Raw genomic sequence first — 25,001 nt, 5'->3', positions numbered from 1 at the left:
CGCAGCTCTTCCGAGGCGGCAACCGTTCACGACCCGTTCGTCTCGACCGTAACTCAGCGAACAATCAACGCGACGCCCTCTCGTGGCCGGAATGCAGGACGTTGAGCGCCAGCTTGTCGCCGTGCAGATCACCTTCTTGCATCCCTCTCGGCCGGAGAAGGCGGGCGTGAAGCGCCCGCGCCGGATCATCGGCCCGGCGCGCGGCGCTGCCCTGCGGCTTGCCGCACCGGCCGAGATCCTTGGGCTGGCCGAGGGATATGAGAACGGCCATGCCGCCATGATGCTGCACGGTCTTCCGACCTGGTGCTGTCTCGGCGCAGAGCGCATGGCCTTGGTACGGCTTCCGCCCGTCGTGCGCCGTCTCGTGATCTTCGCCGATCCCGATGCGCCCGGCTTGCGCGCGGCCGAGGCTACACGCGCCGCCCATCCACGACTTTCCGTCGAGATCCGACCGCCACCAGGGGGGAACGAGGGTGCGGATGAGCCGGACGACTACGCGGATCACTACCGCAAGCGTGGGCTATCAAGTGCCGTGACGCTAAAAAGTACGGACGAGGGCACGGATTCCGTGATTGACTCGGGAGCCGGGCTCGGCCGACATGCACTGTAACGCTCGAACTCGTGTGTGTACGAGTCTCGGGATCGTTAGGAGATCGACCGACCGCCGCAGCAGTCCGACCCCTTCAAACGACAACGGCCCCCTCTCCTTGCCGGGAGAGAGGGCCGAGCCGGTGCAAGAAGCACGCTTGTCGAGGAAAACTCTGCACTCCTCACAAGCCACAGAATGCCCCTCGGGGTCAAGTGAGAAACACCGTTTCTCGCAACGGCGAAGCGTTGCTTGCAGGTGAGCCGCCCTCTTGAGGGCGCTTCAGAACGACCGTCGCGGCCCGACCGAAAGGGATCGGGTCAATGCACGATACAGTCGGCCGCCGAGGGGCGGCCGGAAGGCGACTCACTGCGCCCTTCGGGGCACGGGGGCTCACGGCTGCCCAGATCGCGGCCCAGATCGCAGCGCACGAGGCGCCGGCCGTGGGGCGGGTGGCCCACAAATGGGTGGTGGTCCGCGACATCACCGCCGCGCGCGCGCAGCTCGGCGTGTCGGCTCAGGCGCTCGCCGTGCTCGAAGCGCTGGTGAGCTTCCTCCCCGAAACCGTCCTGGCTCCGGAGGCAGAGACCGACTTGGTTGTGTGGCCGTCGAACCGGTCCTTGAGCGCAAGGGCGAATGGCTTGTCGGATGCCTCCCTGCGCCGGCATCTGGCCGCGCTGATCGAGGCCGGGCTTGTGATCCGGCGCGACAGCCCCAACGGGAAACGCTTCGCGCGGCGCGGCGAGGGGGGGCAGCTCACCCACGCCTATGGGTTCGACCTCGCGCCGCTTGCCGTCCGTGCCGACGAGTTCGGCGCCTTGGCCGAGGCCGCCCGCGCCGAGATCCTGGCTCAGAAGCTCGCACGGGAGAAGGCGACCCTCCTCCGGCGCGACTGCGCCAAGCTCCTCGATGCGCTCGACCGTCAGGCGGATGCCCCCCCGGCCGGGGAGGAAGGCGGGGGCTTCCGTGCCCGCTACAGCGCCGCACTGGCCGCCTGCCCACGTCGGCCGACACCAGCCCAGATCGCGGCCTTGGGAGACGAGCTTGAGGGCCTTGCCCTGGCTGTGAGTGAAGCCCTCGCGCCCCGCCAAGAATCCAAAAAAATAAGCGGCAGTGCCGCTCAGAATGAGCGCCACTTACAGAATTCAAAGGGGGATGGTTCTGTTTCTGAACCGGCGTTCGAGATGGGGCAGAAGGAATCCGGCGCGCCAGAACCAGCAAGGGCGGATGTTGAGATTCGCACGACCTACCCGCTCGCGACGGTGCTCGATGCCTGCCCGAAGATTCGGGAGGTGATCCCTAGCGGTATCCGATCGTGGCGCGAGCTGGTCGATGCGGCCGAGAAGGTTCGATCCTGGCTCGGAATCAGCCCCAGCGCATGGAAAGCGGCACGGGAGGCGATGGGCGAGGAGGCCGCCGCCGTGACGATCGCTGCCATCCTCGAGCGACAGGAGCAGATCACCAGCCCGGGCGGCTATCTGCGCACCCTGACGGAGCGCAAGCGCGCCGGCACCTACTCCCTCGGACCCGTTCTGCAGGCCCTCAATCGTGCTCGCCTCGCGCAGCTCGACCCAGGCGGCTTTCCGGCCACGCCGTCGCGCTCTGTCGCCCGTGCGGGTACTATCCGGCCATGACGCAGGTGATCGATAAGGCTCATCTCGCCGCTGTGGTGACTGGAACCGACCGCGAGCGGATCGCGGCTTTCCTGCGCGATGATGCGACGGCGTTTGCACCGAACGGTTTTCCGACCACGACCGCCGGAGCCGCCCGGCATATCTGGCGTGGGCACGCCTTCGAATTTCCGATCCTTGGCGTGGCGACGGCCGGCTTGTCCTGTCTGATGGAGGCGCTGACCCGCTTGCCCATCGGGGAGCCGCTGACGCGGCACTATCTCAAATCCCCCCAACACATCTGCACCGTGTTCCTGAACGTCGAAGGGGCCTTCGTGGGGGCGGTCCTGTATGGCAAGCCAAACGTCCCACTACCCGACGGGCCGGTGAGCGTGGCAGTTTCGCGCCCAACCTCCGAGGCAGATCCGGCTCAACAACGGCGAAGACGGCCGCAGCAACTTGATCTATTCGGATGATAAGGCGCTCTTATAGCATGAGTAAAGATATGACTGAATTTGTCGCGATGAGCGAAGAAGAGAGTTTTTCTTTTATGTACCGACCTAGATTGTTGGTAATGGTTGAGGGTAGGCATTGTAGAGATTTTGAAAACGAACATTACAATCCAAAAATTGTTCGTCTCTGGCGATACGACTTGAATAGAACGGGATCAGTTCGGAAGCACTGTTTCTGGTCAGAATTAAAAACTGAGTATCCTCATTTATCTGGAGAGGCCACTGGGATCGGTGATTGTGAGTGTGTTTGGCGTGCTGAATGGTCTTTTCCAATCATGGACGCCATGAACGCTGTAACAGTTGGAAATATGAGGTTTAGCCGTTGTGGTGCCTTCAGAGAATACACCAACAACCATGAAATTCCGGAAGGAAATTTGATTTGGGCGCAGATGAGGCCTTTGTAGTAAGAAAACGATGTCGGTGAGCTGATGGAAGTTCTGTCTGATCGTCAGCGGATCGAGCTTGCGCTTCCCGCTTATCTTCTCTTAGCGCTCAGCTCTGCGCCGAGAGTGTTCTCACCTAGCAACCCAAGCGACGCGGAACGCGCCAAGGCCGACATATCCAACCTGCGCACACAGTTGGGAAAAGTAAGCCTTGAGTCTTTTGCCGATCTATCGCCTAAAAAATATAATTCTCTCAAGCGTCGTTTAGAACGTACCGCTAAAGCTGAGATTGCCAATTGGAAGGATCAATCTGCGCTCTTAATGATGATTATGCTTTGTCTATTTCTTAACCTTCTAGTTGATCGGCAACATCTAATACTTTGGGAAGGGACGCCGATGGATTGGGCAATGCGACAGCTTTTTCAGATGAGTAAGCACGGCTTTGATGATGCAGAGCTTGTCGCCACGGCTCATATTCATGCTGCACAGATGCTCGACCGTCTTCAGAAGGAGGGTTTGTACCTTTCGGATTTTGCTAGCGATGCGAGAGGTCTCCAAGATTGATGTCGAATCTCATTCCCACCGCGCTGAACATCGTCCGGGGACGACCGAAGGCGGGTCACGCCAATGCTGGCGATCGACGCTATCAACCGCCGCTACGGGCGGGATCGGGTGCGGTTCGCCAGCACAGGATTGGATCGGGCCTGGAAGCTCCGGGCCGATTTTCGCTCTCCCTGCTACACTACACGGTGGGAGGAGCTGCTTACTGTATAGCTTTACCTTATTATTAAAGTAAAAGTTAGGCAGACTAAGATATTTCATGAAATTCGGCTATGTCGTGTAAGGGGCCAAGCACCGGATATTTTGGCTCAAGCGGATCACCAGCCGGCGCCTGCCAAGCAAACCGGTATTCATTTTGGTGGAGATATTTAATATTTTTCGTAAAAATCGGAAAGAGCTGATTTCTATGAATTGTATAGGGATCATAATACACCAGAGATCTATCCTGCATTGTGGAGTATGGGAGTATTTTTGAAACAGCTTCGGAAAATCGACGCTTGAATTCCTGTTTGTTCCTGATGACGATGACAGCTTCGGCTTTGAATTCACTAAAGAGTCGAGCATCATACCCAAGCCCGCAACACCAGACATAGAAGTCTGAAACCGTCATCCCTCTTAATAGTTCCTGTTTCCTAACGGGCATCTCAATTTCAGCCCCATTTTCGTCCAATCCATAAAACTTCACCATCATCTGTTCGTTTGGAGTCCTTGTCCAATGCATCAGTTCGTTGTCTCTTTGAGCTTCATTTAGGGATGCATCATTGAAACTGCTAGCTGGAGCAATTCTGAATACTCCTTCGTCAAATGATCTTTTTATATGGTCTCTTTGTCCAAATTTTGCGAAACATTCAGGTGATCCGCCAAATGGTATCTTCAGCGTTGCTGGGGTATAGCTTGCAGATGCCGTACTTCTGGCAGTCTCTTCATCAAAGCTTATCATTCCGTCGCCGCGTCGATTGCTTTGTTCGCAGCAAACGTGAACAATTAATCGGAGTAAACTTCTTCTATTGATTGGATCACGGGGCGGCGTGACCTCTCCATGTTGTCCGGTGCTCCACAAATTGTAGGTGAGCATGTCATATCGTTCTTGCAATAAATCTTCTGACATCTCGCGGAGATAATTCGAGGCCTCGTATTCTAAAACCCAGTTTTGATAGCTCATTTGTGAAAACCCGGCTGCTTTATAAAGGATTATATTGATAAAAAGCGTCCTGGTCTATTTCCTCTATTGTTGCATCGGAATGCATTTCCAGTGCTTTGGCTAAAAAGCATGACTGAGCCAATGTTTGGATCCAGAATGGAATTGATTGCGGCAGTGAAGGTTGACCACGACATCGTTGCTGGCCGCATCATCGCCAATGAAGTCTTATGTCTAAGTCTTTCGACTGAAATTCCGGCCTTCTCCAAACGGCGAATGCACGCCGGGATATTATCCCAGCGTGGTCGGTTGAATTCACCTATGTCACGACGCTTCTTCGGCAGTTTTATCATGATCTGCCCTCCCGGAGGCGAAGAGACCAAACGTCCGTCGGTGCGGTAGGTTCCATATTTTCGGAGTTTTGTTTTTCAAATTGCGGTGTCAGCGTGGGGTGAATAGCCACTTGCAAAGCGAGAACAGTATTTGTTGCATAGAAGCTAAGCGGGTTCTCCTGTCTATCGAACCAGATCAGGCCGCTTCCGCAATGCGGATTTCCAGCTTGAGGCCGGCAGCGGTCGCCATATCAACCAGGGCATCCAGGCTGAACTTGCCGAGTTTGCCCCGGAGTAGATCGTTGATCCGAGGACGGGTGACGCCCAGGCGCCCCGCCGCGACCTCTTGTGTCACGTTCCAGGATTTTACATGCGAAACAAGGGCGCCGAGGAGATCAGCGCGCGCCTTCATGCTGGCGGCTTCCACCGGAGTGTTTGCGATTGCGTCGAACACGTCGTCAAAGGTTTGGACTTCCATCGCCTTAATCCTTCCAGGCCTTGAGCCGCTTCGTGGCAAGCTCAATGTCCTTTTGCGGTGTTTGCTGGGTCCGCTTCTCGAAAGCGTGCAGGACAAGGACACGATCCGGCAGCGTCGCGAGGTACAACACGCGGAAGGCGCCCGACGCCTCCCTCACCCTGATCTCCCTCAACGCCCGGCCCCACAGTCTTCAGCGGCTTCCAGTCGGCGGGATCGTCCCCGGCCTGGATGGCGCGAAGTTGATAGCCCGCCTCGGAGCGGGGCCGGTGAGAGGATGGTCAAAATCGTACGCTAAGCCCGGCTACCGTCCCGATTGGGATCGAATTCTGGGAAAACGTCAGGCCGGCAGCCTCAGGGCTCGCCGTCGCTCGATACGTGCCGCTACCAGCAGTTCGCGGACGGCCGGGTCGGCAAGCTGTTCTAATTGCATCAGCGGCAGATGGCGCATAGCCTTGCCTGTACCTTGGAGAAGGCGGGTTAAATCGCCTAGATTTGCACCTCGGTAGAATGCGAGATTTACATGATCCTTATAGGGTAGCGCACAAGCGTAAGCCTCGCTCATCTTCTTCGGACCCCAACCCCAGCTCACCGCCCGATCACCCGGCCGTGCAACCTCCACAAGGCCGGGATGCAGTTCCAGGGCCAGCGCCCTCAACGCGCGAAGAAGCACACCATGCTGGGGCTCTAGCCCGATGATCTGCTCAAAGGTGCCGATAGCTTCATTCATGCATGATGCCTCATTTGGAACGCCGCTCTCTCCATGGCGCAAATATGCGTACTAATCGGTCCGGCTCGGGGCGGAATGACACGCTAACGCCGGACCCTTAGCGTACGATTTTGACCATCTTCTCACCGGACCCCGGAGCGGGCATCATCCGGGAAGTCCCGGAGCCGGGCGAGACTGTCGCCTAAGAACGTGATCGGCTTCATGTGCGATCACTGTATCGAAATCGATACATCATGACAAGGGGATTCTCCATAACTCACAAGTTATGGACATCGCGCTTGCCCCTTTGATCGCAAGGGGTTACGTTGTCCATAACTCATGTCCACAACTTCGCCCCTTCGCACCCTCGGATATGCCCGCGTTTCGACCGTGGGACAGACCCTGGAGGTTCAGCTCACCCAGCTTGCGGCTGCGGGGTGCAATCCGATCTATCGAGAGAAGGTCAGCGGTAAGAGCGGCGACCGACGCGAGCTGAACCGACTCCTCCGAGAGGTTCAGCCGGGGGATGTGGTGGTCGTCACCCGGATTGACCGGCTCGCGCGATCCCTGTTCGACCTGTTCGCGATCATCCAGCGCATCCACCAGGCCGGGGGGCGGTTCCGCTCGCTCGCTCAGGCGTGGACCGACACCAGCACGGCCGAGGGCAAGATGATGCTGGCCGTCATGGGCGGCATGGCTGAGATCGAGCGGGAGATGATCCTGACGCGCACCGCCGAGGGACGCGCCCGCGTGAAGGCGGCCGGCGGCAAGACCGGCGGCCCGAAGCACAAGCTGACCCCGGCTCAGCAAAGAGAGGTCCGCCAACGGCTCGCTGACGGCGAAACTGCCACGGCGCTGGCGGTGTCCTTCAACGTCTCTCATCAGACCATTGGCCGGCTGCGGCCGAAGCCGGGAGAGTCGGGATGATCGCTGTCATCCTCTAGGGTATGATGATTGCTAGATAATAGGAGGAGATGCTGAGCAAAGAATAAGAAGGTCTGAGAGCGAATAAATAAAAAGAAAGTTCACATAAAATTATAAAATATTCAATTTGCGTGCGTTAAAATCTACCGACGATATGTGTTAAAATAGGAAACTTAGCTTGTGAGAAAAGCAGGGACGGATATTTCTGTAACAACACAATAGATAGGGAAAAGATCATGCGGTTCTATGTGGCTGCTATCGTCTTTTTTGTATTAGGATGCCTGTCCATTGGCGGTGCTGTGTGGGCTCGCCTCCAGATTGGTCGGGAGATTTTCTATCGCACGTCTGAATTCGGTATGTTGGAGTTTAAAAGCTACCGGTATGCCATCCTGTTTCAATTAAAACAGAGCGCTATTGCAGTTCTGAGCAAGATTGGTATCTGGTTTGGTCTGTTTTTCTTATTTATTGCTTTCAGTAATGGTTTTATAATGGGCGGGCGCTGAGGCTTTTTCCTCACACTGGGATTGTATGCACTTTTTAGGTCTCTTGGATGGGTTGACAGGAATTTGTCACGGCTGACGTTATAAATTCCCGAGGATCCGAAGGGGCCTTAGATGCCGCTGCGCCGTTCCTTACGGCATCGTGAGCTGACGATTGCCGCTACCGCCAGCTTGCTCGTGTGTTGGCAGGCGGGCGCTCGCGCTCAGTCTGACGGGTTTCCCCTTCCTTTGGCGTTCCCGCACCAGCCGCCTGCCAAGCCGGTCAGTCCGCCCCAGAGGACAGGGCCCGAGGTTCCGGCCCCTGCGGCGCCGGGAACCCGGTACGAACCGCAGTCACAGGTTCAGACCAAGCCCATGCGCGTCGAGGTGATCGACGGCAACCGCTTCCGCGATATCGAGAGTGGCGCTGTCTATCGCCTGTGGGGCGTCGACGTGTGTGCTCCCGACCAAACGGCCCTGCTTGGCCGCCAGCCGTGGCCGTGCGGGACCATGGCCCGGGCATGGCTCGTGAACGAAACCCTTGGGAAGTGGGTGAGCTGCGTCCTCCTCGACAAGCAGGGCGACGAGTTGGCGGTGCGGTGCTCCTCATCAACGCACCAGGACGTTGCCCTTGCCATGCTCAAGGAGGGGGTGGCCGTGGCCTTACCCCCGGAGCGTGAGCCGAAGCAGGTCAAGGTCTACCTCGCGGCTCAAGAGGCCGCACGAAAGGCGTTCCGGGGGCTTTGGGGATCGGCCTTCGACATGCCGTGGGCCTATCGCAGTCAGCTCGCCGCAGCGGAGCTGAAGGCTGAATCCCCTCCCCCTCCTGCGCCAGATCCGGTGAACCCGACGGAAGGTCCGACTCCAAGCGGCATCACGGGGGATCAACCCATTCAGAACGAAAACGGGCCACCGAAGTCACCCGGCCTTGTCCGTGGTCGGCCGAATGCGGAAAGGCGATAGATATGCGCAATATTTTTAAAGCAAAATATCTGATAATCGCGCTCGCATTTGCTCCTTTACATGCAAATGCTGAAGGTATCAAAGCCCTAGAAAAGGGCTTTTACCTTCCAACAGATGTTGGATGCACCGGCATCGGCGGAGCTGCCGAAATTTATTTCGACGGTACAAATATATCTGGTCATTATCAATTGTGTAAAACGACTAAGATTGACCAAAAAAATTCATATAAATCCGTCTGCATTGAGGCTCAAGGCCCGGATCAGCCGACAATGGCTGATATCGAAAAGGATCCGGATAGAACAACCGTAGTTCAAGAAATTGATGTCAAATCAAAAGCATCTTTCATATTAAACAAGAGAATATATAACCATTGCAGGTCTTGATATGAGAAAGCTGCCTGCATTCTGCGTAATTGTTGCGGCTACCGCGGCTTATGCATCGAATTGCCCGAGTGGTGATGCGATGCTTAAGAACAATACACCACTAAATCAGCTTTGCCCGAATGGATTTACGAGCAAAAGCGGGGGTTCTATTGAAAATGCTATGGCTAATCAGAAAGACAATGTTGCCATGGTGTATGCGTCGGCACAGAACACAGGTGTTCCGACCGATCTTGCTCTTGCTGTAAGTTATCATGAATCGGTTGGTTTCAATTCATGTGCGGGTTCCGACACAGGTGTGAAGGGCCCTATGCAGCTCACACAAAGAACCGCGCGTTCATTAGGTTTTGATCGAGATATCAATCAGCAAAATATCAATGGCGGTATGGCCGTCTTGAAGAGAGCTTATGACAAGTGCGGTTATAATTACACATGCTTGTCTGCGAATTATAATGGATCTCCTCGGCCGGGTGAACAGGCAGGTTGGGCGCGTGGCGTTGAGGCAGCAACTAATAAGTTCAAGAATAATCCAAAGTTGCTTGCTTCTGCTTGCAACGAGTCGACGACTGCAAACTGCAACCCAAACGACGCGGGAAATCCGAACCTGCCGGGATCCGGAACGGCGGTAGCACAGAACCCAACCAAAGGCGGTGACGCGGCAAGTGCCGGATCTGGCGCTCAAGCATCAGCCTCGCCAGCGGACCTCAGTTCCCCGGCCGAGCATCCCCCGACCCGCGACATGGCATCGATCATCCTCCCCGTGGGAGCGGCTGCGCTTGAGCCCCGCGAGATCCCCGAGGGGATCGCCCTGCCCCAGAACACGCTCTGACCAAGGACAGGACTTCGCGATGACGACCCGCCTCCCCCTCGTTGCCATGCTGTGCGCCCTCGGCGGCTGCAACTCAGCCGGGCCGCCGATCGTCTACACGGCGGCCCCGGCCGAAGATCCGATCTACAGCCCCCAGGGGATCTACCCGGGCCGGCTCGAGTATGCCCCGGATCGCAGCGAGTTCGCCCCGGTGCTCACTCACCGGGGCTACTACCCGACCCAGGACGAGGCGCAGGCCGCATGGCTGCGAGCTGCGAACGGGCACGCGATCACGGATGTCCCGCCCACGGCGGTCCTGGCGCGGCCTGATGGCTCGACGGCTACCGGGAGCTTCGGGTTCGGCAGGCGCACGCCGCCGGACACCTTGCCCGTGGCCGTGCGCCTGTTCGGCTGCGGTCCTGGCCGGATCGACAATCAGACCGGCCGCACCTCCGATCCCCGCCGCCCGCTGTCGGTCCTGTGCGCGACCGACTTCCTGGATGCGGCCGGCGGGGTGATGTTCCGTTCGCCCGTGAACTTCGTCTATGCGCAACGGGCTTGGCATATCGACCGAACCAATCCCCCTGCGCAGCTCGCTCGGTGGTTCGGACAGACGCGGAGCCCCAAGGACCCGCTGTCCTGGGTGCCTGGTCGGCCGCGGTACGAGTAGGCACCCCTTGATGCGCCTCGCGCCATTGCTTCTGGCTGTCGTGGGCGGGTTGTGGGCCGCCCAGGCTCATTCCCAGTCGGGCGGAGCGACGACCGATCCGGAGCGGCCCCGGCCGCTCAAATACGCCGATCTTCGAGAGGACGGGCCCCAGGTCGGGACGTTCCGCGAGATATGGGCTGATGCCCTCTCGCAGAACAATAAGGCATACGAACATCAGGGCGATCTTCGCTACGTTGGAAGCTTCGCACCAGCAACGGAAGCGCATTACATCATCTGGACACCCTCGCGGAGCGTCGTGTTTTCGGTCCTGAACACGGCCACGTTCTGTAAGAAGCATCTTGAGCGACCGGATATCGGCGTCAGCGTCAAGATGTGCCCAATGCGCGTGGCCTTCTACGAAGGCGGACGAAAGATCGTCATCGGCGGAATGAACGTCTGTTATCTGGAATGGACAGACCCAGCTCTAGCCAAATCTGATCCGTACCGATCAGTTGCATATGCTAGCTACGATCCAAAAAGTAAGTTGCTATCTGTCCGTATCACGGTCGATCATAAGGCGATAGACGACTGTGGCTATAGTATCAAACTGACCTCCGAAGTCGATGAGCACGCAAAGCCCTAATACCAATCCTCATTGATCAGAACCCATGTGTCCATTGGCGTAGTCCGATGGACATGATGCGCCAGGGCTGGTCGATGAGCTTGTTCCAGGCGTCGCAGCAGTGATCGAGGATATCGGCGTAGGATTTGAAGATCCGGTTGCCGAGCCAGTTGTCGCGAAGGAACTGCCACAGGTTCTCGACGGGGTTGAGTTCGGGACTACGCGCCGGCAGCGGCAGAAGGGTGATGTTGTCGGGGACCGGCAGCTTCTTGGTCGTGTGCCAGCCGGCCTGATCGAGGAGGAGCACGGCGTGGGCACCGGGAGCCACGGTCCCTGAGATCTCTTCGAGGTGGTGGGCCATCGCCTCGGTGGTGCAGCGGGGCATGACCAAACCCGCGCCGACGCCCCGGGCCGGGCAGATCGCCCCGAAGATGTAGGCCGACTGTGTGCGCTGATCCTTTGGGGCTGAGGGGCGTGTCCCGCGCTTGGCCCAGCGCCGGGTCAGCGTGTTCTTCTGGCCGACACGGGCCTCGTCGCAGAACCAGACCTCTATCGGCTTGCCGCCGACAGCTTGCGCGATCTCCGCCAGACGGTCGGGGAAGTCTTTTTAAAAATGGCCGCGGCCTCCGGGTCCTGGGCGTGATGGCGCGGACGGGCCGAGAGCTTGCGGTAGCCCATCGCCCGCAAGACCCGGCTCAGGGTCTGCTCGGAAACCGACACGCCGTGATCCTCGGACAGGATCTGGGCCAGATCGCAGAGCCGCCAGCGTACCACGCCGTGAGCGGCGGGAACCGGCCCCTGTTCGACCAGCGCCTTGAGGACGTCCCGCTGATCGGCGTTCAGGCGCGGACGGGCCCCAGGGGCCTTGCCGTCGATCAGCCCGTCCGGGCCATCGGCGTTGAAGGCCAGGACCCAGTCGCGCACCGTCTGCAGCCCGACCCCGCCGATCTCGGCCGCCTCCGAGCGCGAGCCGCCCGCCGAGATCACCGACAGCGCCAGCAAGCGGCGGGTCTGGGCCGGATCGCGTGAACCCTTGGCCAGGGCACGTAAGGATCCGGCATCGAAGTCCGACCGCAGCGGTACGGGAGCGGCCATCGCATCCTCCTCAGGCCCCAAACCCGAGGACAGAATCACGGCCGAGACAGCGGCGCTACCCGTCGTGAGTCGCGCTCAACGAGGTCTGGTATAAGGCCAAGGTTCAAACCCAACCAGCTTGGCCATGGGAAGGACTGCTGAGGGTGAATTTCCGCCCTTCTGCTTTCGAGCAGAAAACTTGTAAGGCGACATTTGGCTGAACGGGAAGCTGATAGGTATCATCCCGGCCTAGCCGCGGGCCACCGATGGTGAAGGTCGTCGATGACGAAGGGGTGGGCATGCCGATCCGCCCCGATGCCTTCGAGGTGTGGATGGTCTGGTGAGAGGTCGCCGTGCTCATGCTCGACGACGTCCGGGTCCGAGCCGGGCCACAACACGGCCGCCGCCGCGATAGCCCCCAGGGTGAGCATGCCGAGAACCGCGAGCGTGACCGGCATGCCGGCCTCGGCTCCGAGCCAGCCCGCCAGCGGGTATGTCACGAGCCAGGCAACGTGCGACAGGGCGAACTGCGCCGCGAACACCGCGGGCCGGTCCTCGGGTGTGGCCGAGCGCCGGAGCAGCCGCCCGGTCGGGGTCTGAGCGGCCGAGTAGCCGACCCCGAGCACCAGCCAAGTGGCGAGCAGCATCGGCCAGCCGATCACGCCGCCCCAGGTCGTCGCTGCGAAGGCGAGCAGCACGACGCCGAGGAGACCCGCCGCCGGCAGCATCACGGTCCGGTCCGGCAGCCGGTCGAGCACCCGCGGCAGGAGAAGGGCCGCGACCATCGAGCCGCCGCCGAACAACCCGAGTGCCACGGCGACGTCGTTCTGGGGCCGGTGCAGGATGGCTTGCACGATCACGACGGTGTTGACGATGACCATCGAGCCGGCCGCCGACACCGCGAGGTTCAGGGCGAGCAGCCCGCGCAGGCGGGGGGTGGCGAGGTAGATGCGCAGCCCCCTTGTGGTCCGGTCATAGATCCCGCGGCGCTCGGTCGGCTTCGGGGTCGGCAGGCGGACGGAGACGACGAACGCCGCCGAGCATAGGAAGCCCGCCACGGTACCGCCGAACAGCCAGTGGAAGTCGATGACGGTCAGCAGGACCGCCGCGAGCGCTGGGCTGAGCAGGTTCTCCAGGTCGTAGGCCAGCCGCGAGAGGGAGAGCGCCCGGGTGTAGTCGTGCTCTTCCGGCAGGATGTCGGGGATGGTCGCCTGGAAGGTCGGGGTGAAGGCGGCCGAACAGGACTGGAGCACGAAGACGAGGACGTAGACCTGCCAGATCTGGTCGACGAACGGCAAGAGCAGGGCGACGGCGGCGCGCACGAGGTCGGTCGCCACCAGGAAGGCGCGGCGCGGCAACTGCCCGGTGAAAGCGTTCGCCACCGGCGCCACCAGCACGTAGGCAACCATCTTGATGGCCAGCGCCGTGCCGAGCACCGCGCCGGCCTCGGGGCCAGCGAGGCGATAGGCCAGCAGCCCGAGGGCAACCGTCAGCAGGCCGGTGCCGATCAGGGCAATGACCTGCGCTGCGAAAAGGTGCCGGTAGGTCCGGTCGGCGAGGACGCTCAGCATCGGGCGCCCCTCAGAGGTACTTCGCCAGCGCCTTGAACTCGGCGAGCGCGGTCCTGGCGGACTTGCCACCTTCCCCGACCCCGTCGCCGATGCAGTGCTCCATGTGGTCCTCGATCAGCACCCGCTTGGCGTTGGCGATGGCGCTCTCCACCGCATGGAGCTGCTGCGCGAGGTCCACGCAGGGGCGGCCCTCCTCGATCATGGCGATGACGCCGGCGAGGTGGCCGTGCGCGCGCTTCAGGCGCTTGACGATGTCCGGGTGAGAGGCGTGTGCGTGTTCCATGTTGACATGCTATCCCCCCGGATAGGATACAGGAAGCGAAATCGACGTGCCGGCGTGGGCCGGACTGGATCGGAAGGTGGGTGCCGCGTGTCCTTTGGACGGCGTCTCATAGCGGCAGCCGTCGCGTTGGTGCTCACGGCCGTTATGGTCGCGCCGCTGCTCGCCGAGGCCCGCCATGAGGCGGCGCCGCCGGTCACGCACGCCATGCTTTCGTTCGCCGACCACGGCCACGCCGCGGACCGGCAAGACGCAGACGAACTGATTCACCACGCGCAGTCCCATGCGGAGGGCGTGATGCCTGCCGATGTGAACGCCCCGGTGGGCGCCGCCTCGACGACCGTGTTGTTCTTCACCCTCGACGAGCCTGGTCCGGCCGGCGACGGCGTCCGTGGCCCGTTCGAGCCTCCGAGGGGCTGAGACAACCGTCTCGCTTCCCCTCCTCGAACGACAACACCGCGACGCCCTGGCGCGCGGCCACCCGTCCATGGCATCGACATGTTCAGACGTCTCATCCCCGTGCTGCTGGCCGTCGCCAGCGGCTTCCTGATCGCGACGTGTTGGCCCGGTGCGCCGTCCGCCGTCCGCTCCATGCTTCCGAGTGCCTGGTCCGGCGCCACGGCGGCGCGCCCCGCACCTCAACCGGCAGCCGCCCCGGAACCGGAAAAACCCGGGCTCGTGCGACTGACGGATGCCCAGGTCGCCAAGGCCGGCATCCGCACCGAGGCCGCCGCCGGGGGCCGGCTGTCGCGACACCTGCACCTCCCGGGCACAATCGTACCGAGCGCCAACCTGACCGCTCGCATCGCGGTGAAGACCACCGGCACGGTGGTCGAGCTGCGCAAGGGCCTTGGCGACCGGGTGGTTAAGGGTGAGGTCGTGGCCCTGCTCGACAGCCGCGAGATCGCCGAGACCAAAGGCGAGTACCTTGCCGCCCGGGTCTCTGCCGATCTGCAGAGATCCCTGTTCGAGCGCGACAAGGCCCTCTGGGACAAGCGCATCTCGTCCGAGCAGCAGTACCTGCGCTCGCAGGCGAGCTACCAGGACCTCAAGGTCAAGGAGGACGCCGCCCGGCGCAAGCTCACCTTCCTGGGCCTGAGCCCGGCCGAGATCGACGCCTTGCCGAACCAGCCGGAGGCGCAGTTCGAACGTCAGGAGATCCGCTCACCCATCGCGGGCAAGATCGTCGAGCGTCGCGTCGACCCTGGAGCCGCGGTCGGGCGCGACAACCTGGAGACCGAACTCTACTCGGTCGTCGACCTCTCGAAGGTCTGGGTCGACCTCGCGGTGAGTCCGGGCGACATGCCGCTGGTCCGCGAGGGCCAGGCGGTGACGGTCCGTGCCGAGGCGACCGGCGAGGCGGCGAGCGGGCGCATCGTCTTCATCGTGCCCGTCCTCGACCAGAACACCCGGGCCGCCCGGGTCGTGGCCGAGCTGGCCAACCCGGACGAGACGTGGCGTCCCGGCTCGTTCGTGGCCGCCGAGATCCTGGTGTCCGACAAGCCGGCCCGGGTGATGGTGCCCGCCGGCGCGATCCAGACGCTGGATGGCAAGCCGAACGTGTTCGTGCGGGTGGCCGACGGCTTCGAGGCGCGGCCGGTGACGCTCGGGCGGTCCGACGACGACGGTGCGGAGGTGACGGTCGGGCTCGAACCCGGGGAGGCGGTCGCGGTCGTCAACAGCTTCACGCTGAAGGCCGAGCTCGGCAAGGCCGCGGCGGAGGACTGAACCATGATCCGCTCCGTCCTCGGCTTCTCCATCGCCAACCGCTACGCGGTCATCCTCGTGACCCTCATCGCCACCGCCTTCGGTGCATGGTCGCTCGCGCGCCTGCCCATCGACGCGGTCCCCGACGTCACCAACAACCAGGTGCAGATCAACGCCGTCGCCCCGGCGCTGACGCCGGTCGAGATCGAGAAGCAGGTCACGGTGCTGCTGGAGCGCGCGCTCGCCGGCACGCCCGGCCTGGAGAGCATCCGCTCGTTCTCGCGCAACGGCTTCGCGCAGCTCACCGCCGTGTTCAGCGACAAGGTCGACGTCTACTTCGCGAGAGCGCAGGTCAACGAGCGCCTGGTCGAGGTGCGGGACACCCTACCGCCCGGGGTGGAGGTGAAGCTCGGGCCGATCTCGACGGGCCTCGGCGAGATCTACTGGTGGGCCGTCGAGTACCAGGCTCCCGGCGAGGGAGCACTGGTCAGGGACGGCCAAGCCGGCTGGCAGTCGGACGGCAGCTACCTCACGCCCGAGGGTGAGCGACTGAAGTCCGACTTCGAGCGCACCGTCTACCTGCGCACGGTACAGGACTGGATCATCCGGCCGCAGATGAAGAGCGTGCCGGGCGTGGCCGGGGCCGACGCCATCGGCGGCTTCGTGAAGGAGTATCAGATCCGGCCGGACCCGATGAAGCTCGTCGGCTACGGCCTGTCCTTCGCCGACCTCACCCGGGCCGTCGAGGCCAACAACGCGACGCGCGGGGCCAACTACGTCGAGCGCAACGGCGAGGGCTACGTCGTTCGGGCCGGTGGCCTGATCGAGAACATGGATCAGATCCGGGACATCGTGGTGGCGACCCGGACCGGGGTCCCCATCAAGGTCTCGGACGTGGCCGAGGTCGGTATCGGGCGAGAGTTGCGCACCGGCTCGGCCAGCGAGAATGGGCACGAGGTGGTGTTGGGCACCGCCCTGATGCTGATCGGCGAGAACAGCCGCACGGTCTCGGCCGCCGCAGACGCCAAGATCCGGGAGATCAACAAGCTCCTGCCGCCCGGTATCCAGGCCCGGACGCTGCTCAGTCGCACCGACCTCGTGGACGCCACCGTGAGGACGGTGGCCCGCAACCTCGCCGAGGGCGCGTTGCTCGTCGTCGCGGTGCTGTTCCTGGCGCTGGGCAACATCCGGGCGGCGTTGATCACGGCGCTGGTCATCCCGGTGACCATGGCGATGACCGCGACCGGCATGCTGGCGGGGAGGATCAGCGCCAACCTGATGAGCTTGGGCGCTCTCGACTTCGGCCTCATCGTCGACGGTGCGGTCATCATCGCCGAGAATAGCTTGCGCCACCTCGCCGAGCGCCAGCACGCCCTCGGGCGCACGCTGAACCTCGACGAGCGGTTGGAGACGGTGCGGGTCTCGGCCGAGGAGATGATCAAGCCGAGCGTCTATGGGCAGGCCATCATCATCCTCGTCTACGTGCCGCTGCTGACCTTCACGGGCGTCGAGGGCAAGACCTTCGCGCCGATGGCCCTGACGGTGCTGATCGCCCTGGCGGCGGCCTTCGTGCTGTCGCTCACCTTCGTCCCGGCGATGGTCGCGACCTTCATCAGCGGCCGGGTCAGCGAGGGCGACAACGCGCTCATCCGGGCGCTGAAGGCGATGTACCGGCCAGTGCTCGGCGGAGCGATCCGTGCGCCGCTGGTCTTCATCGCCGGCGCGGTCGCCATCCTCGGGCTTGCCGGGGTCCTGGCGACGCGGCTGGGGCAGGAGTTCACGCCGACGCTCGACGAGAAGAACATCGTCATGGAGGCGCGCCGCATCCCATCGACCTCGATCACGCAGTCGCAGGCGATGCAACTCGGCGTCGAGGAGACGATGAGCAAGTTCCCGGAGGTGGCCTTCGTCTACTCGCGCTGCGGCACGCCCGACATCGCCGCCGACCCCATGCCGCCGAACGCTTGCGACGCCTACCTCATTCTCAAGCCGCAGAGCGCCTGGCCCGACCCGCACGAGAGCAAGGAGGCTCTCATCGGGCGAATGGAGGCGGAGGCAAAGCTGATCCCGGGCACGCTGCTCGGCTTCTCCCAGCCCATCCAGATGCGCTTCAACGAGCTCATCGCAGGCGTGCGTGACGACCTCGCCGTGAAAGTGTTCGGCGAGGAGTTCGGTCCGATGGTCGAGGGCGCCCGCAAGATCGCCGGCATCCTGCGCGGCCTGGAGGGCGCCGCCGACGTGAAGGTCGAGGAGGCGGTCGGCCTGCCGTTCCTGGAGATCAAGATCGACCGGCGCGAGATCGCTCGTCGCGGCTTGAGCATGGCCGACGTGCAGGACGTCATCGGCACGGCCATCGGCGGCAAGGACGCCGGGCTGGTGTTCGAGGGCGACCGGCGCTTCGCCATCGTGGTCCGCCTCGCCGACGACGTCCGGGGCGACGTCGAAGCCTTGAAGAACCTCCCCGTCCCGCTACCGCCCGCGCAGGCGGCTTCGGCCCGGACGAGCACCGGCGTGCCGGCGGCGCCGGGAGCGACGGGCATGAGCGTACCGCTCCGCCAACTGGCGAGCTTCACCTTCACGGAGGGACCGAACCAGGTCAGCCGCGAGAACGGACGGCGACGCGTGGTGGTGACCGCGAATGTGCGCGGTCGCGACATCGGGTCGCTGGTGGCCGAGGCACAGGAGCGCATCGCCGCCGAGGTTCGGCTGCCGCCGGGCTACGAGGTGCGCTGGGGTGGCCAGTTCGAGAACCTGACAGCGGCCCGCCAGCGCCTGATGGTGGTGGTGCCGGCCTGCTTCGCGCTGATCTTCATCCTGCTGCTCGGGGCGCTCGGCTCGCCGCGGGACGCGCTCATCGTGTTCAGCGCAGTGCCGATGGCCCTGACCGGGGGCGTGGCGGCGCTGTGGCTACGGGACATGCCGTTCTCGGTCTCGGCGGCGGTCGGGTTCATTGCGCTATCGGGCGTAGCGGTCCTGAACGGACTGGTCCTGCTCAACCACATCCGGGCGTTGGTGGCGGAGGGGTTGTTAGTTCCCCAGGCGGTGCGGGAGGGGGCCCTCACGCGCCTGCGGCCGGTCGTGATGACAGCGCTCGTGGCGGCCCTTGGCTTCGTGCCGATGGCGTTGGCGACCGGAACGGGTGCTGAGGTGCAGCGACCCTTGGCGACGGTGGTCATCGGCGGCCTGATGAGCGCGACCCTGCTCACCCTGCTGGTGCTACCTGCCCTGTACGCGCGGTTCGGGAGGGCGAAGGTGTCGTCGCGGCAAGCGTCGGGTGAGGAGCGCACACGATTGCAGCCAGCTGAGTAGCAGGCGCCGCCTATCGGTGGCTTATTTGTCACGTCCGTTTTCGGGTGTTCGTCCGGTCTTCGTGAACGACTGGGTTGGGTCGAAAGCTGCACCTCGCACGGTCGAGCGGGTTAGGTTCTTACCCTGGCCCGGTCCGTCTCAGGTAACGAAGCAGTCCGACCCCTTTGGGCCGGGCTCTAGTCGCCCTTCGGGCGACCGGAGCCGCCGCCGGCGTCTCCGCCCTGACGGGTGACGATCCCTGTCGGGCGCTCCGCCCTGCGGGCTGCACGCATGGCGGACGCCAGGCGTCCCCCTTCCTTATTGTCGGACGGGGAAGGGAGGGCTCTGCCTTCCCTCCCCCGCAAGGCCGCCGGCCGGGTCCGCCCCAGCTTTCGGCGCGCGGTCGCGCGCCTGCCAAGCCGGCCCGGGCCGCGGCCCTGGCCGCCCTTCGGGTGGGCGCAACCCCGCCCGGCCGGCGACCTTGCCCCCCTCCCATCCGCTGTTCCGCACGAGCTCGCGGAGCAGGAGCAGTGCTCCCGCCCCGCACGCACCACCGAAGCCCCTTCGGACAGGACAGAGGATGTGACCATGACCAGCACCATCACCGCCATCGACGCCCGCCCCGAGACCCGGATCGCCCTGGACCGCCTGTCTCCCGATCCGCTCAACGTGCGGAAGACCTACCGGCCCGAGGCCATCGCCGAACTGGCGGCGTCGATCAAAGCCGTGGGCCTCCTCAAGAACCTCGTGGTCCGCAAGGCCAAGAAGCGGGGGCACTTCTACGTCAGCGCCGGTGGCCGGCGCCTTGCTGCCTTGAACATGCTCGCAGAGGCCGGCGATCTCACCGCCGATTATGCGGTGCGCGCCATCGAATGCAGCGCAGCCGAGGCCGTCGAGATCAGCTTGGCCGAGAACGTCACCGCCGAGGCCATGAACCCGGTGGACGAGTTCGAGGCATACAACGCCCTGGTGTCCGACCGGGTGCCGGTGGCCGAGATCGCGGCGCGCTTCGGCAAGACCGACGCCTATATCCGCCAGCGCATGGCGCTCGCTCGCGTCTCCCCGCGTATCCTTGACGCCTACCGGGTGGGTGAGATCGATTTCGACATTGTGGCCGCTTTCACCGTCAGCGACGATCACGCCCGCCAGGACGAGGTTTGGGCCACCCTGAGCACGTGGAACCGGCACGCCCTGACCATCAAGCGGCTGCTGGCCGGCAACGCCATCTCTGCCACCGACCGCCGCGTTGCCTTCGTGGGCGGTCTGGCGGCCTACGAGGCGGCTGGCGGCCCGGTGCGCCGCGACTTGTTCGATGCAACGCCGAATGCCGGCTACGCCCTGGATGAGGCGTTTCTAGAGCGTTTGGTCGCCGATCGGCTGGAGGCCCAGGCCGAGCCGGTACGCGGCGAGGGTTGGGCGTGGGTGGAGGTGCGCCCCTCTATCGAATGGCAGGACCTCCGTGCCTTCCAGCACATCGACCCGCAGCCGGTGGACCTCAGCGACGAGCAGAGCGCCGCGCTCGATGCCCTACAGGCCGAGCGGAGCGAGCTTGAAACCGTGCTCGATGTTGAGGGCGACGACGAGGCGGGAACCGGCGAGGCCCGCATCGAGGCGATTGACGCTCAGGTCGCGGCTTTGTCGGAGAGCCGGTTCACCCCAGCCGACATGGCGACCGGCGGCGCCATCGTTGCCATGGACTATTACGGCCGCATCGTGATCCACCGGGGCCTGCGTCGTCCCGAGGCCGGCATTCGTTCCGATCAGGAGGCCGGCACGGTTCCGGCCGGCGCGGCGACGGACGTGCAGGACCGCGACGCCCTGCCGGGCTCTGATGCCGTCCCGGCCTCGGCCTCCATCACCCATTCGGCTGCGTTTCTCACCGACCTTACGGCGCAGAAGACCGCTGCGTTGCGGATCGAGTTGGCCCATAACCCTGACGTGGCTCTTGTCGCCGTCGTTCACGCCATGCTCCTGAACCTGATCTACCCCTATGCCATCGTCAAAACGGCGCTCGAACTCCGGCTCGTGAACACCCGCCTCGAGCCGGCGATGAAGAACCCGGACGGCAACGCCGCCCTGGCCGACCTCGCCAGCATGGCCGAGAACTACGGCCACGCCCTACCGGGCGACCCGGCCGACCTGTGGGAGCACCTGTCGCGGCTCTCCAGGGAGGAGCTTCTGAACCTTCTGGCCTTCGCCGCCGCCCACGGCGTCAACGCCGTGCAGCAGCCCCACGATCAGCGCGTAGAGGCTCGCGAGCAGGCCAATCAGCTCGGGCAGTCCCTGGCGGTGGACATGGGCCGGTGGTTCACCCCGACCGGGGCGAGCTACTTCCAGCACCTGAACCGTGCCGGGATCGAGGCGGCTGTGATCGAAGCCAAGGGAGCCGACGCCGCCCTCAAGGTTCGTGCCGCCGCGAAGAAGTCCGAGGCCGTCAACCTCGCGGAACGCCTCGTGGCGGGCAGCGGCTGGCTGCCGGAGCCGGTGCGGGTGCCGGCACCCGAGGCCAATCAGGGTGATGACAGCGTGCCCTATCGCATGGCCGCCGAGTAGCTGCCGCATCCGCCGGGCGCGAGGCGCCCGGCGGGCTTGGAGCGGATTGACGCGCTCTGCATTACGTCTTTACGTTTGTTTCATTACGACCGTATTGAGGGAGCAAGCATGACGACCACCCTGAACGTTCGCAACCCGCGCGCGCACGAGTTGGCCCGCGAGTTGGCCCAGCGCCGCAACACCGGGATCACCGAGGCCGTGATCCAAGCCCTGGAGCATGAATTGGAACGCGAGCGGGCCTCAACCCCCCTTTCCCAGCGGCTCGAAGCTCTTGCGGATCGAGCACTCGCGAAGGCTGGACCCAACCCCCAGCCCGTCACCGAGGCGGATCGCGACGCCATGTGGGCCCGCTGATGTTCATCGACACGTCCGCCTTCGTGGCGATCTTCTGCAAGGAGCCCGAAGCCGGGATCTTCGCCAACTGCATCGAGCGGGCGAAGCGCCGTTGCACCTCACCCATGGTCCGCCTGGAAACCTGCATGGTCCTGGCGAGCCGCCTGGATCGCGATCCGGCCGATGTTCAGGCTGACTTCGAAGAGTTCCTGACCGAGGCCGGGATCACGGTCGTGTCGATCAGCGACAGCATTGGCCGCATCGCCGTGGAGGCGTTCCAGCGATACGGCAAGGGCCGGGGCCACCCGGCACAACTCAACCTCGCGGACTGCCTGTCCTACGCCTGTGCCCGCGCCTACCGCGATCCCATCCTCTTCAAGGGGCGGGATTTCGGCCATACCGACCTGAAGAGCGCGCTCTAGTCGCTGCACTAAATAGCGACCCTGGAGCGGATCATGCCCAAGGTGCCGGGCACGAGCTCCGCGCTATCGTCATGAACCCGCTCACCGACCAGGAATGCGAGGTAGCTCCCCAGATCGAGGAATCGATCAAGCCCGCCGCCGTAGAAGGCAAGGACGGCGGGCTCCTCGGCCTCAGCACGCCAGACCAAGTATGTGGCTCCGCCCTTGGTCGCATCGAGACCGTACAGGGTGATCCGAGACGGGCCGACCGGCTCCGATAGCTCTGACGTCATCCTCGCTAGGTGCTCGATATGCCATGAGCATTCCCGCACGCCGGCCGAGGCTTCCGCGATCTGCCCAAGCCCCAACCAAGTCTGGCCGAGTGCCGCCCCGGCCCAGGCACCAGCATACGCGAAGCGTGCCCGCAGCATCGGGCTGAGAGGCATAGTCATGTCCGGATCGAGGGTGGCTATGACCTCGCCGGAGGAGGCTGGCACCTCCACCGACTGCCGGATGTCATCCTTCTCGTTCAATCTGTGCAGCCGTTCCAGCCACTGATGTATGTCATGAGCCACGATCTACCCCCCCTGCGGGTCCGAGCCGGAATGGCTCGACGTTCTGTTGCGATCCAAGCCGGGCCGACAGCTTGGCCGGAGCGGCTAACGCCAGCGGTCACTTGTTCGAACGCCGATCTCACGGCCGTCCAGGCGTGCGAGTTGGAGGGCGACCTGGGTCCAGAACCAGACTTTCCGTCCGTTAGGGCGCCGCGCCCGATCGCGGGCGAGATGGTAGGCCGAGGGGCCGTAGCGAGCGTGCATGATCCGGGCTCGCGCCCGTACCTTGGCCCAGCGTCGGGCTCGCCGGCCCAGACACCTCACGGAGGAGCGCCAGGCGCACCGGAGCGGATCAAGAGGCCGGCTCCGAACCAGGCGAGGGCACGGTGTGGCTACAATCTGGCTGCCAGCCGAGAACGGTTAGAATGGCGCCCAGGCTGGCCGTGAGGCGGACAAGGCGGCTGTCGTGCCGGCGCGCGTCATGCGAAGCCAGAGCGTGAAGGTAGATGCGTCCCAGCTCGCCGAGATCCCTGCGACGATCCTCGGCAGGATCGTGAGATCGCCCCATCGGTCCTCTCCCCGATAGGTCCGTGTCCGCGGTACGCCCCCGCAACACCGACCTCGACCAGCCGCAGCCGGGGAGTTGGAAAACCGCGTTTGAACGGCTCCTACGACCTTTAGCACCGGGGCGCCTGGACATGCGTCGCAGGCTCCCCGACCCGAAGGGTCAAGGATGTGTGGTGCCGTAACGGCCGGCACCAAACCGTCAAACGAGGGGTTTCCACACCCCAGGGTGGCGCGTACCACCCCGCAGAAATCATAGGCTCGCGCGTGCCCTCATTCCAGCGGTTGTTGACCGAGGAAGGCGATGCGGCGCTGATATTCGACAGCCCGACATGGGCGGTCCGGCGTGGCGCCGGGTGCCGACCGGCGCCAGACCCAAATCCTCTCTCTGAGAACCGCGAGTTTACGGGCCATCGTCGGGCGTCAAGGACGCATGGTCCCCCCAAAATGCTGCGCATTTCGGTTCCCCCATGCGCCGGCTCCGCCGGTCGCTGCGCGATCCCTGACCCCCTCCTCCGACACCCGTTCGCTGCCTTCGTCATCGAGACCAAGGAGCATCCCATGCGCTACGACATCCATCACGAGATCGCCGAGCTGCGCGCCGAGCTGGCCCACACCTGCCTGAGCCGCACCGAGCGTGCCGACGCGAAGGCCCGCCTCGCCCAGCTCCTCGCCCAGGTTCCCGAACGGAAGAGGGAGGCGTGAGCCTCCCCCTCCCGCCTCAGGTCACGGGATTCTGAGAGGCGTCAGCGGCGAGGCGTGCGCGGCGCTCCGGCCCGCTTCGCCCTCCCCGGCTTGGACGCTGCCTCCGGCGCCTCACTCTCAGTTTCAGCGTTTACCGGGTTAGGAGATCCCTCGGGGGCCTCGCCCTCTGCTTCCGGCTGCATCTCTGCCTCTTCACGCAGCCGCTTCCGGGCTTGCCGTACTCGATACGCCAGTTCCTCCCGCGTGCGTTGGATCGCGATGACCTCGGCGGGATCACGTGGAACGTCCTCGATATCCTTCAGCGCATCAGCCAGCTCGGGCCGACGCGCCTTGTAAAGCTTGGCTCGCCGCCCGTCTTTCTTGAACGCGACATGCTCGGGATGATTGTTGATGCGATCCGCACGAGCCTGCTCCGCCTCATAATCGAGGCCGTTTCGGGCAAAGGCGCGTTTAATTTCCGTAGGCGTAAATCCAAGAAACTCTAAAAGGTTGACGCCTTTGGCGCGTGCGATTTCCTCCATCGTATTCAACGTAGGATTTCCCGAATTAGTCCCATATTTATGGGCCATCGGTATGCCGATGTTGTATCGATGTGCAAATTCTAGCAGGCTCTCATAAGATCTCTTGTCTTTCAAAAAGGCTCTCGAAAAGGCGGCTCCAACTAGGGAGTAGCCATATGAAGACTCATGCCAATTCTCTTCGCATGACCAAAACTTATCGATATAAGGTTGGTCTGTCGGAGATTGTGTCTTGAGACCAAGTTTTCGCTGCGGAATTCTTGTCCCTCCCTTTTTGTCGTTCGTTGGCATCTTGGACCGCACGAATTTCGGCCGGCTGGCG

At 63.2% G+C, this 25,001-nt stretch carries 28 protein-coding genes and 1 pseudogene; 20 read left to right on the top strand and 9 right to left on the bottom strand.

What is annotated here, in order from left to right:
- Window positions 1-82: 82 nt before the first annotated feature.
- From MMB17_RS24995 to MMB17_RS25460, 6 genes are all read left to right on the top strand, one after another.
- A complete protein-coding gene (locus tag MMB17_RS24995) occupies window positions 83-610 on the top strand; it encodes a toprim domain-containing protein (protein ID WP_420847396.1) in 528 nt (175 codons plus the stop codon).
- 299 nt (window positions 611-909) lie between these two features.
- Window positions 910-2,220: a plasmid replication protein RepC gene (gene repC, locus MMB17_RS24990; RefSeq protein ID WP_241102320.1), complete on the top strand. Its 1,311-nt coding sequence runs from the start codon at window positions 910-912 to the stop codon at window positions 2,218-2,220.
- Window positions 2,217-2,672, top strand: coding sequence for a hypothetical protein (locus MMB17_RS24985; protein ID WP_241102319.1), 456 nt, complete (start codon window positions 2,217-2,219; stop codon window positions 2,670-2,672). Before repC ends, MMB17_RS24985 begins: the two co-directional genes overlap by 4 nt.
- Before the next feature lie 17 nt (window positions 2,673-2,689).
- Window positions 2,690-3,112 (top strand): hypothetical protein, encoded by a 423-nt coding sequence (locus MMB17_RS24980; protein ID WP_241102318.1) that lies wholly within the window; start codon window positions 2,690-2,692, stop codon window positions 3,110-3,112.
- Window positions 3,113-3,136: 24 nt separating this feature from the next.
- Window positions 3,137-3,655 carry a hypothetical protein gene (locus tag MMB17_RS24975; RefSeq protein WP_241102317.1) on the top strand — a complete coding sequence of 173 codons (519 nt, stop codon included), beginning with the start codon at window positions 3,137-3,139 and terminating at the stop codon, window positions 3,653-3,655.
- 63 nt (window positions 3,656-3,718) lie between these two features.
- Window positions 3,719-3,865: a DUF4113 domain-containing protein gene (locus tag MMB17_RS25460; RefSeq protein WP_420847395.1), complete on the top strand. Its 147-nt coding sequence runs from the start codon at window positions 3,719-3,721 to the stop codon at window positions 3,863-3,865.
- A gap of 34 nt (window positions 3,866-3,899) precedes the next feature.
- Here MMB17_RS25460 and MMB17_RS24970 read toward each other — a convergent pair whose 3' ends face one another.
- The 4 genes and pseudogenes from MMB17_RS24970 to MMB17_RS24955 form a co-directional block, all read right to left on the bottom strand.
- Complete coding sequence (locus MMB17_RS24970) at window positions 3,900-4,727, bottom strand: hypothetical protein (protein ID WP_241102316.1); 828 nt, start codon at window positions 4,725-4,727, stop codon at window positions 3,900-3,902.
- Between the two features lie 591 nt (window positions 4,728-5,318).
- Entirely contained in the window at window positions 5,319-5,600 is a 282-nt protein-coding gene (locus tag MMB17_RS24965; RefSeq protein WP_241102315.1) for a helix-turn-helix domain-containing protein, read from the bottom strand.
- A 4-nt stretch (window positions 5,601-5,604) separates the two neighbouring features.
- Window positions 5,605-5,860 (bottom strand): annotated as a pseudogene (locus MMB17_RS24960) (type II toxin-antitoxin system RelE/ParE family toxin); the annotation flags it as partial.
- 77 nt (window positions 5,861-5,937) lie between these two features.
- Entirely contained in the window at window positions 5,938-6,327 is a 390-nt protein-coding gene (locus MMB17_RS24955) for a DUF1801 domain-containing protein (RefSeq protein WP_241102314.1), read from the bottom strand.
- A 318-nt stretch (window positions 6,328-6,645) separates the two neighbouring features.
- Here MMB17_RS24955 and MMB17_RS24950 point away from each other — a divergent pair, with 318 nt between their 5' ends.
- From MMB17_RS24950 to MMB17_RS24920, 7 genes are all read left to right on the top strand, one after another.
- The gene (locus tag MMB17_RS24950) at window positions 6,646-7,233 is read left to right on the top strand and encodes a recombinase family protein (protein ID WP_276518072.1); all 588 of its coding nucleotides are present in this window, start codon (window positions 6,646-6,648) and stop codon (window positions 7,231-7,233) included.
- 233 nt (window positions 7,234-7,466) lie between these two features.
- Window positions 7,467-7,733: a hypothetical protein gene (locus MMB17_RS24945; protein WP_241102344.1), complete on the top strand. Its 267-nt coding sequence runs from the start codon at window positions 7,467-7,469 to the stop codon at window positions 7,731-7,733.
- Between the two features lie 351 nt (window positions 7,734-8,084).
- Window positions 8,085-8,672, top strand: a complete 588-nt coding sequence (locus MMB17_RS24940) for a thermonuclease family protein (protein WP_241102343.1) — start codon at window positions 8,085-8,087, stop codon at window positions 8,670-8,672.
- A 2-nt stretch (window positions 8,673-8,674) separates the two neighbouring features.
- Window positions 8,675-9,055, top strand: coding sequence for a hypothetical protein (locus MMB17_RS24935; RefSeq protein WP_241102342.1), 381 nt, complete (start codon window positions 8,675-8,677; stop codon window positions 9,053-9,055).
- A gap of 1 nt (window position 9,056) precedes the next feature.
- Complete coding sequence (locus tag MMB17_RS24930) at window positions 9,057-9,881, top strand: lytic transglycosylase domain-containing protein (RefSeq protein ID WP_241102341.1); 825 nt, start codon at window positions 9,057-9,059, stop codon at window positions 9,879-9,881.
- Window positions 9,882-9,900: 19 nt separating this feature from the next.
- Window positions 9,901-10,530 (top strand): hypothetical protein, encoded by a 630-nt coding sequence (locus tag MMB17_RS24925; RefSeq protein ID WP_241102340.1) that lies wholly within the window; start codon window positions 9,901-9,903, stop codon window positions 10,528-10,530.
- 7 nt (window positions 10,531-10,537) lie between these two features.
- Window positions 10,538-11,152 carry a hypothetical protein gene (locus MMB17_RS24920; protein WP_241102339.1) on the top strand — a complete coding sequence of 205 codons (615 nt, stop codon included), beginning with the start codon at window positions 10,538-10,540 and terminating at the stop codon, window positions 11,150-11,152.
- A gap of 16 nt (window positions 11,153-11,168) precedes the next feature.
- On the opposite strand, the gene MMB17_RS24915 is transcribed toward MMB17_RS24920, so the two are convergent.
- The 3 genes from MMB17_RS24915 to MMB17_RS24905 form a co-directional block, all read right to left on the bottom strand.
- Window positions 11,169-12,226, bottom strand: a protein-coding gene (locus tag MMB17_RS24915; RefSeq protein ID WP_173807913.1) for an IS630 family transposase whose coding sequence is annotated in 2 segments (ribosomal slippage) — window positions 11,169-11,734 and window positions 11,734-12,226 — 1,059 coding nt in all. Because the reading frame shifts where the segments join, the coding sequence is not laid out codon by codon here.
- 218 nt (window positions 12,227-12,444) lie between these two features.
- On the bottom strand, window positions 12,445-13,776 hold the full coding sequence (locus MMB17_RS24910; RefSeq protein ID WP_241102338.1) for an MFS transporter: 1,332 nt from the start codon (window positions 13,774-13,776) through the stop codon (window positions 12,445-12,447).
- A gap of 10 nt (window positions 13,777-13,786) precedes the next feature.
- On the bottom strand, window positions 13,787-14,059 hold the full coding sequence (locus MMB17_RS24905; protein ID WP_241102337.1) for a metal-sensing transcriptional repressor: 273 nt from the start codon (window positions 14,057-14,059) through the stop codon (window positions 13,787-13,789).
- Window positions 14,060-14,203: 144 nt separating this feature from the next.
- Here MMB17_RS24905 and MMB17_RS24900 point away from each other — a divergent pair, with 144 nt between their 5' ends.
- The 6 genes from MMB17_RS24900 to MMB17_RS24875 all read left to right on the top strand — a co-directional run bounded on the left by MMB17_RS24900 (window position 14,204) and on the right by MMB17_RS24875 (window position 22,359).
- Window positions 14,204-14,476, top strand: a complete 273-nt coding sequence (locus tag MMB17_RS24900; RefSeq protein ID WP_241102336.1) for a hypothetical protein — start codon at window positions 14,204-14,206, stop codon at window positions 14,474-14,476.
- Between the two features lie 258 nt (window positions 14,477-14,734).
- Complete coding sequence (locus tag MMB17_RS24895) at window positions 14,735-15,784, top strand: efflux RND transporter periplasmic adaptor subunit (RefSeq protein WP_241102335.1); 1,050 nt, start codon at window positions 14,735-14,737, stop codon at window positions 15,782-15,784.
- Between the two features lie 3 nt (window positions 15,785-15,787).
- Complete coding sequence (locus MMB17_RS24890) at window positions 15,788-19,072, top strand: efflux RND transporter permease subunit (protein ID WP_241102334.1); 3,285 nt, start codon at window positions 15,788-15,790, stop codon at window positions 19,070-19,072.
- Between the two features lie 567 nt (window positions 19,073-19,639).
- Window positions 19,640-21,604 carry a ParB/RepB/Spo0J family partition protein gene (locus tag MMB17_RS24885; protein ID WP_241102333.1) on the top strand — a complete coding sequence of 655 codons (1,965 nt, stop codon included), beginning with the start codon at window positions 19,640-19,642 and terminating at the stop codon, window positions 21,602-21,604.
- A gap of 108 nt (window positions 21,605-21,712) precedes the next feature.
- Window positions 21,713-21,958: a type II toxin-antitoxin system VapB family antitoxin gene (locus MMB17_RS24880; protein WP_241102332.1), complete on the top strand. Its 246-nt coding sequence runs from the start codon at window positions 21,713-21,715 to the stop codon at window positions 21,956-21,958.
- Window positions 21,958-22,359 carry a type II toxin-antitoxin system VapC family toxin gene (locus MMB17_RS24875; protein ID WP_241102331.1) on the top strand — a complete coding sequence of 134 codons (402 nt, stop codon included), beginning with the start codon at window positions 21,958-21,960 and terminating at the stop codon, window positions 22,357-22,359. The genes MMB17_RS24880 and MMB17_RS24875 overlap by 1 nt, the downstream gene beginning before the upstream one ends.
- Window positions 22,360-22,367: 8 nt before the next feature.
- Here the strand turns inward: MMB17_RS24875 and MMB17_RS24870 are convergent, their stop codons facing one another.
- A complete protein-coding gene (locus MMB17_RS24870; RefSeq protein WP_241102330.1) occupies window positions 22,368-22,871 on the bottom strand; it encodes a hypothetical protein in 504 nt (167 codons plus the stop codon).
- 1,146 nt (window positions 22,872-24,017) lie between these two features.
- On the opposite strand from MMB17_RS24870, the gene MMB17_RS24865 reads away from it, so the two are divergent.
- Window positions 24,018-24,161, top strand: coding sequence for a hypothetical protein (locus MMB17_RS24865; protein ID WP_241102329.1), 144 nt, complete (start codon window positions 24,018-24,020; stop codon window positions 24,159-24,161).
- Window positions 24,162-24,202: 41 nt separating this feature from the next.
- On the opposite strand, the gene MMB17_RS24860 is transcribed toward MMB17_RS24865, so the two are convergent.
- Entirely contained in the window at window positions 24,203-24,970 is a 768-nt protein-coding gene (locus MMB17_RS24860) for a hypothetical protein (RefSeq protein ID WP_241102328.1), read from the bottom strand.
- Between the last annotated feature and the right edge of the window lie 31 nt (window positions 24,971-25,001).

This window comes from Methylobacterium organophilum (genome assembly GCF_022533465.1).
Classification (GTDB): domain Bacteria; phylum Pseudomonadota; class Alphaproteobacteria; order Rhizobiales; family Beijerinckiaceae; genus Methylobacterium; species Methylobacterium organophilum.
The sequence above is the reverse complement of the archived record's forward strand: the minus strand, read 5'-3'. Positions and strand labels throughout refer to the sequence as shown.

Bases quoted from the DNA above. Each gene is read 5' to 3' on its own strand.
- MMB17_RS24975 (WP_241102317.1), top strand. From the start codon at position 3,137: ATGGAAGTTCTGTCTGATCGTCAGCGGATCGAGCTTGCGCTTCCCGCT.
- MMB17_RS24865 (WP_241102329.1), top strand. From the start codon at position 24,018: ATGCGCTACGACATCCATCACGAGATCGCCGAGCTGCGCGCCGAGCTG.
- MMB17_RS24945 (WP_241102344.1), top strand. From the start codon at position 7,467: ATGCGGTTCTATGTGGCTGCTATCGTCTTTTTTGTATTAGGATGCCTG.
- MMB17_RS24965 (WP_241102315.1), bottom strand. From the start codon at position 5,600: ATGGAAGTCCAAACCTTTGACGACGTGTTCGACGCAATCGCAAACACT.
- MMB17_RS24950 (WP_276518072.1), top strand. From the start codon at position 6,646: ATGTCCACAACTTCGCCCCTTCGCACCCTCGGATATGCCCGCGTTTCG.
- MMB17_RS24910 (WP_241102338.1), bottom strand. From the start codon at position 13,776: ATGCTGAGCGTCCTCGCCGACCGGACCTACCGGCACCTTTTCGCAGCG.
- MMB17_RS24875 (WP_241102331.1), top strand. From the start codon at position 21,958: ATGTTCATCGACACGTCCGCCTTCGTGGCGATCTTCTGCAAGGAGCCC.
- MMB17_RS24935 (WP_241102342.1), top strand. From the start codon at position 8,675: ATGCGCAATATTTTTAAAGCAAAATATCTGATAATCGCGCTCGCATTT.
- MMB17_RS24925 (WP_241102340.1), top strand. From the start codon at position 9,901: ATGACGACCCGCCTCCCCCTCGTTGCCATGCTGTGCGCCCTCGGCGGC.
- MMB17_RS24890 (WP_241102334.1), top strand. From the start codon at position 15,788: ATGATCCGCTCCGTCCTCGGCTTCTCCATCGCCAACCGCTACGCGGTC.
- MMB17_RS24940 (WP_241102343.1), top strand. From the start codon at position 8,085: ATGCGCGTCGAGGTGATCGACGGCAACCGCTTCCGCGATATCGAGAGT.
- MMB17_RS24885 (WP_241102333.1), top strand. From the start codon at position 19,640: ATGACCAGCACCATCACCGCCATCGACGCCCGCCCCGAGACCCGGATC.
- MMB17_RS24985 (WP_241102319.1), top strand. From the start codon at position 2,217: ATGACGCAGGTGATCGATAAGGCTCATCTCGCCGCTGTGGTGACTGGA.
- MMB17_RS24955 (WP_241102314.1), bottom strand. From the start codon at position 6,327: ATGAATGAAGCTATCGGCACCTTTGAGCAGATCATCGGGCTAGAGCCC.
- MMB17_RS25460 (WP_420847395.1), top strand. From the start codon at position 3,719: ATGCTGGCGATCGACGCTATCAACCGCCGCTACGGGCGGGATCGGGTG.
- MMB17_RS24905 (WP_241102337.1), bottom strand. From the start codon at position 14,059: ATGGAACACGCACACGCCTCTCACCCGGACATCGTCAAGCGCCTGAAG.
- MMB17_RS24900 (WP_241102336.1), top strand. From the start codon at position 14,204: ATGGTCGCGCCGCTGCTCGCCGAGGCCCGCCATGAGGCGGCGCCGCCG.
- repC (WP_241102320.1), top strand. From the start codon at position 910: ATGCACGATACAGTCGGCCGCCGAGGGGCGGCCGGAAGGCGACTCACT.
- MMB17_RS24930 (WP_241102341.1), top strand. From the start codon at position 9,057: ATGAGAAAGCTGCCTGCATTCTGCGTAATTGTTGCGGCTACCGCGGCT.
- MMB17_RS24970 (WP_241102316.1), bottom strand. From the start codon at position 4,727: ATGCTCACCTACAATTTGTGGAGCACCGGACAACATGGAGAGGTCACG.
- MMB17_RS24860 (WP_241102328.1), bottom strand. From the start codon at position 24,970: ATGCCAACGAACGACAAAAAGGGAGGGACAAGAATTCCGCAGCGAAAA.
- MMB17_RS24980 (WP_241102318.1), top strand. From the start codon at position 2,690: ATGAGTAAAGATATGACTGAATTTGTCGCGATGAGCGAAGAAGAGAGT.
- MMB17_RS24880 (WP_241102332.1), top strand. From the start codon at position 21,713: ATGACGACCACCCTGAACGTTCGCAACCCGCGCGCGCACGAGTTGGCC.